At 71.4% G+C, this 5505-nt stretch carries 6 protein-coding genes and 1 pseudogene; 2 read left to right on the forward strand and 5 right to left on the reverse strand.

Translation table 11 applies throughout. From position 1 onward, the window contains the following. From IE321_RS40525 to IE321_RS40540, 4 genes are all read right to left on the reverse strand, one after another. Nucleotides 1-236: aldo/keto reductase (locus IE321_RS40525; RefSeq protein WP_190226639.1), on the reverse strand; the 236-nt coding region annotated here is incomplete at its 3' end. A gap of 21 nt (nucleotides 237-257) precedes the next feature. After that, nucleotides 258-605 (reverse strand): nuclear transport factor 2 family protein, encoded by a 348-nt coding sequence (locus IE321_RS40530; protein ID WP_043220457.1) that lies wholly within the window; start codon nucleotides 603-605, stop codon nucleotides 258-260. Beyond that, the gene (locus IE321_RS40535; protein WP_190226640.1) at nucleotides 602-1042 is read right to left on the reverse strand and encodes a GlcG/HbpS family heme-binding protein; all 441 of its coding nucleotides are present in this window, start codon (nucleotides 1040-1042) and stop codon (nucleotides 602-604) included. The genes IE321_RS40530 and IE321_RS40535 overlap by 4 nt, the downstream gene beginning before the upstream one ends. Before the next feature lie 39 nt (nucleotides 1043-1081). Further along, nucleotides 1082-2287, reverse strand: coding sequence for an MFS transporter (locus IE321_RS40540; protein ID WP_190226641.1), 1206 nt, complete (start codon nucleotides 2285-2287; stop codon nucleotides 1082-1084). Nucleotides 2288-2836: 549 nt separating this feature from the next. On the opposite strand from IE321_RS40540, the gene IE321_RS40545 reads away from it, so the two are divergent. Both IE321_RS40545 and IE321_RS40550 read left to right on the forward strand, forming a co-directional pair. After that, the gene (locus tag IE321_RS40545; RefSeq protein WP_190226642.1) at nucleotides 2837-4267 is read left to right on the forward strand and encodes a Gfo/Idh/MocA family protein; all 1431 of its coding nucleotides are present in this window, start codon (nucleotides 2837-2839) and stop codon (nucleotides 4265-4267) included. A 31-nt stretch (nucleotides 4268-4298) separates the two neighbouring features. Next, nucleotides 4299-5297: a beta-sandwich domain-containing protein gene (locus IE321_RS40550; protein WP_190226643.1), complete on the forward strand. Its 999-nt coding sequence runs from the start codon at nucleotides 4299-4301 to the stop codon at nucleotides 5295-5297. 72 nt (nucleotides 5298-5369) lie between these two features. Here the strand turns inward: IE321_RS40550 and IE321_RS40555 are convergent. Continuing rightward, nucleotides 5370-5505: pseudogene (locus IE321_RS40555) on the reverse strand (alkaline phosphatase); the annotation flags it as partial.

The raw sequence follows: 5505 nt of genomic DNA on the forward strand, positions 1-5505 counted from the left end.
AGCTTGGTGGTGACGAAGAGTTCCTCGCGGCTGATCCCGGAGGCGGCGAGGGCCTTGCCGACGCCGGCCTCGTTGCCGTAGATCGCCGCCGTGTCGATGGAGCGGTAGCCGGCCTCGAGGGCGGAGGAGACGGCGGCGGTGGTCTCCTCGTCCGGGACCTGGAAGACGCCGAAGCCGAGCTGCGGCATCTCCACGCCGTTGTTCAGGATGACGGTGGGGATGCGGACGGGTGCCATGGTGTGCGGGCCTTTCGGGGTTCAGGCGGTGCGGGGGGTGAGGGTGTAGTGGACGGTCTGGGCGCTGATGAGTCCGTCACGGAAGACGAACGTGTCGACGCCGTCGGTGACCTCGTGGGTGTCGGTGGTGGCGCTCCACCGCAGGAGCAGCACGTCGCCGGCGAACCGCGGGTTCAGCTGCCAGTCGGCGTCCGGCAGGCGGGCGAGCAGGGCTCCTATGCCCCGCCGCACTCCTTCGCGTCCCGTGAGGGTGGACTCGGGGGTGAGGAGGACGGCGTCCTCGGTGTAGTTCCGGCTGATCAGGTCGAGGTCGCCGGTGCCGAGCCGGTTGCCGTGGTCGGCGAAGACCTCCTGCGGGGTGCGGCTCATCGGTCGATCACCGCGAGCGCGTCGACGGCCGCGGTGGCGAAGCCGTGGTCCTGCTCGGGGGCGCCGCCGCCGACGCCGATCGCGCCGACCAGGTGGCCGTCGCGGTGGACGGGGATGCCGCCGGCGATGAAGAGGAGCGGCTTGTCGAGGGCGGTGGGCAGCGAGTGGAACGGTCCGTCGGGCTTCACCAGGTCGACCAGGTCGGCGGTCGGGGCGTTCAGCTGCAGCGCGGTGTACGCCTTGCGGGTGCTGGTCTCGCCGGAGATGGGCACGGCCCGGTCGTCGCGGCGGAAGGCCAGCGGGTGGCCGCCCGCGTCGAGCACGGTGACGCTGACCGTGACCCCGGCGTCGTCCGCGGCGCGGCGGGCGGCGGCGATCAGCGTCTCGGCGTCCCGCGTGGTCAACGGGACAAGGGCGGTGGGGGTGGTGGTGCTCATGAGTGGTCCTTTTCGAAGGGATTGCCGTGTGCGGGTGGGTCAGACGGTCGCCGGGGCCGGCTCGGCCGTCGCGGACCCGGTGACGACGCGGCTCGCCCCGCGGGCGCGCCGGTCCAGGTGGGCCGCGAGGAACGCGAGCAGCAGAGCCGTACCGGAGAGGATCGCGCCGACCCAGTTCGGGGCGGTGAAGCCGAGGCCCGCGGCGATCACGACGCCGCCGAGCCAGGCGGCGAGGGCGTTGCCGAGGTTGAAGGCGCCGATGTTGGCGGCGGAGGCGAGGGTCGGTGCGGCCGAGGCCTGGTCGAGGACCCACTTCTGCAGCGGCGGCACGGTCGCGAACCCGAGGGCGCCGATGAGGGAGAGGGTGATCGCCGCGAGGACCTTGTCGTGCGCGGTCACGGTGAACAGGAGCAGGGCGGCGGTGAGCGCGGCCAGGGCGGTGAACAGCATCGGCATCAGGGCCCGGTCGGCGAACTTCCCGCCGAGCAGGTTGCCGAGGAACATGCCGACGCCGAACAGGACGAGCAGCCAGGTCACGGCGCCCTCGGTGTAGCCGGTGACCGTGGTCATCATCGGTGTGATGTAGGTGATCGCGGCGAACACGCCGCCGTAGCCGAGGACGGTCATCGCCATCGCGAGCCAGACCTGGGCGTTCTTGAAGGCGGCGAACTCGCCGCGGACGCTCACCGACTCCGGGCGGCCGGTCTCGGGGACGAGCTTGGCGACGCCGAGGAGGCCGATGACCCCGAGGGCGGCGACGAGCACGAAGGTGACGCGCCAGCCGGCGACCTGGCCGATGTAGGTGCCGCCGGGGACGCCGACGATGTTGGCCACGGTCAGACCCATGAACATCAGGGAGATCGCGGAGGCCCTCTTCTGCGGGGCGACGAGGTTCGCGGCGACGACGGAGCCGATGCCGAAGAACGCGCCGTGCGCGAGCGAGGCGACGATCCGGCCGGTCAGCATGAGACCGAAGCCGGGGGCGACGGCCGAGAGGGCGTTCCCGGCGATGAACAGGCCCATGAGGAACATGAGCATCTTCTTGCGGGAGACCCGGGTGCCGAGGACGGTCAGCAGCGGAGCGCCGATGACGACGCCGAGCGCGTAGCCGGAGACCAGCCAGCCGGCCGTGGGGATGGTGACGCCGAAGTCCCCCGCGACCTGAGGCAGCACGCCCATGATCACGAATTCGGTGGTGCCGATCCCGAAGGCCCCGATGGCCAGGGCCAAGAGCGCGAGAGGCATGGAGGACAACCTTCCAGATGCTTGCAGGGAGTGCTTACACCGGAAGACAATACTTGCAGGCGCTGGATAAATGCAAACGCATGAAGCTCTACGTGTGAATAGTCGGCGCATGCAACCATTAGAGGGAGGGGGCCGTCATGACCGCAACCGCTCCCGCGCTCACCGCCCTCGCCCGGGGTTGGCGCTCTCTCCCTGCCGTGCGGGCGGATCGAGCCCCCTGGAGTCCGCGCTCCAGGCCCGGCGCAGCCGGAGCGCGGTCGTGACCGGTTCGGCGGCGAGGGCCTCGGGCGTCACGTCCAGAAGGCCGGTGTCGCCGGGGTGGAGGGGGTGGACCCCGGGACGGTGGGCCGGGTGCTCAGGGCCGCCCTTCGGGCCGTCGCGCGCGGAGCCGTGTACCCGGTTGCGTGAAGAATGCGCGATTCCGCACCTGCGTTGCGCATTAATGCTTCAAACGATGGCTGAATGAACAAGTCTTGACAGCCTTCGGGCTGCCCCGTCAGAGTCGTTGCCGCACCCGCTGCCCGTACGTATCGAGGAGCGATGACGAACATGCCAGAGATCCGATCCGTCTCACGCCGTCTGCTTCTGGGGGGTGCTCTGGCGACCACCGGGGCCCTCGCCGCCGGAGGGGGAGCCTCCCAGGCCGCCGCGGCCCCCCGGGCGGCGGTCGCCCCGCCGCGCCGACCGGGCCAGACATCCATGATCGACGTGCCCTACCCCGCGCACCGGACGGTCCGCGTCGGTGTGATCGGGCTGGGCAACCGAGGCTCCGGGATGACCACGGGCTGGGCCGCCGTGCCCGGCTGCACCGTCACCGCCGTCTGCGACATCCGCGCCGACCGGGCCAAGCGCACCGCCGACGGACTCGCGAACGCCGGCAAGCCCCGCCCGGCCGAGTACGGCGGCTCCGCCGACGCGTACCAGCGGATGCTGAGCCGCGACGACATCGACCTCGTCTACATCGCCACCCCCTGGGAGTTCCACTACCCGCAGGGCAAGGCCGCGCTGCTGGCCGGCAAGCACGTCATCGTGGAACTGCCCATCGCCACGGAACTCGACGAGCTGTGGGACCTCGTCGACACCTCCGAGCGCACCCGCAGGCATCTGATGCTCGCCGAGAACTGCAGCTACGGCCGCAATGAGCTGGCCATGCTCAAGATGGCGCACGAGGGCCTGTTCGGCGACATCACCAACGGACACGGCGGCTACCTGCACGACCTGCGCGCCCTGCTCTTCTCCGACACGTACTACACCGACTCCTGGCGCCGGCTGTGGCACACCCGCAGCACCGCCTCCTTCTATGCCATGCACGGTCTCGCGCCGATCGCCGCGGCCATGGACATCAACCGCGGCGACCGGATGGCCACGCTCACCGCCACGGCGACCGCGCCCAAGGGCCTCGCGGACTACCGGGCGCGGTTCGTCCCCCGGGGGCATCCCTCCTGGAACGAGACGTACGTCAACGGCGACCTGGTGACGTGCCTGATCGAGACGGCGCAGGGCCGGATCATCCGTGCCGAGCACGACGTGAGCTCGCCCCGTCCGTACAGCCGGATCAACACGCTCGCCGGAAGCCGGGGGATCTTCGAGGACTACGCGGGCGTGGTCTCGGCGGGCGGCGGCCGGATCTACGTGGAGCCGGACCACAGCGGGCACTCCTGGCGCGACTTCGGCTCGTACCGCAAGGAGTTCGACCACTGGCTGTGGAAGAAGATCGGCGACGACGCCGAGAACAACGGCGGCCACGGAGGCATGGACTACGTGCTCCAGTGGCGGACCGTCCAGCTCATGCGGGCGGGCCTGGTCCCCGACATCGACGTCTACGACTCTGCGGCCTGGTGCGCCCCCGTACCCCTGAGTGTCATGTCCCTGGCAGCAAACGGGCGCCCCGTGCAGATCCCGGACTTCACCCGGGGCGCCTGGGTGAACCTCCGCATGGGGCTCGACTCGCGCACCACCGAGATGCCCCCCGTCGCCTGACCCCCTTCCCCCTCACGAGTAGGAGCAGCACGTGAGACCAGCAGGATTCATCGGATCGTTCAGGGCGGCGGTCGTGGCGGGTGTGCTCGCGCTCCTCCCGGTCGCGGGCGCGACCGCGGCGGAAGCGGAGGCGCCGGGAGACGCGGCGAGGACGAAGGTGGCCATCTCCACCGTGGACCTGGACGGTCCGGCGATCTCGACGGTCCGGGTCACCGTCACCAACGCCGGGCCGGACCGCATGCGCGCGCTGAAGGTCTCCTTCGGCGGGCCGGCCGGATGGGCCGTACAGCCGTCCGTCCTCCAGGTCGACGGCTCCCTGGCCCGGGGCGCTTCCGCCGAGGCCACCTTCCGGATCCAGGTGCCGGAGCGGCGCGCCGGATTCACCGTCCGCACGTTCACCGCGACCACCACGTACCTGGGCGGGGACGGCGCGGGTTCCGCCACGGCCACCCGGACGCAGCACAGCGGTACCCCGCTGGCCTCGCTGGCCGCCGCGTACAACAACGTGGGGATCACCGACGAGAGCGACACCGGGCCCGGGAACTACGACGGCGAGGGCAACAGCTTCTCCGCGCAGAAGCTCGCCGCCGTCGGACTGCGCCCCGGGGAGCCCGTCACCGCCCTCGGCGCGGAACTGCGCTGGCCGAACGTACCGAGCGGCACCCGGAACAACGTGTCCGCCGCGGGGCAGGCCGTCGCCCTCGGCGGAACGGGCAGCCGACTCGTCCTCCTCGGCTCGGGAGTCACCAGCGGTGCGTCGGGAACGGTGACCGTGTACTACACGGACGGGACGACGGGATCCGGCTCGATCGGCTTCCCGAACTGGTCCTTCGACCCGGCGAACGCCCACGGAGCCACGCTCGTGGCGTCGAGCGACGGGCGCAACCGGCCGAGCGGGTACGGCAACGCGGGCATCGCCTACCGCGTCTTCGCCCACTCCGTGCCGCTCGACCCGGCGAAGACCGTGGAGTTCGTGGTGCTGCCCGCCAACGGCAACATCCACCTCTTCGACATGGCCCTCGCCCCCTGATCCCGGCCGTCAGGCGGCCCCGGGCGTCCTACGACACCCGGGGCCGCGCCGTCCCCGCACGGCTCCGCCGTCTCAGGCCCGGATCACCTCGATGCCGGCGTCCTGGAGACGGGCCACCGCGTCCGCCGGGGCGGCCGCGTCGGTGACGACGGTGTCGACGGCTTCGAGTCCGCAGATCCGGGCGAAGGCCCGCCGGCCCAGCTTCGAC

This window comes from Streptomyces hydrogenans, from assembly GCF_014656075.1.
GTDB lineage: Bacteria > Actinomycetota > Actinomycetes > Streptomycetales > Streptomycetaceae > Streptomyces > Streptomyces hydrogenans.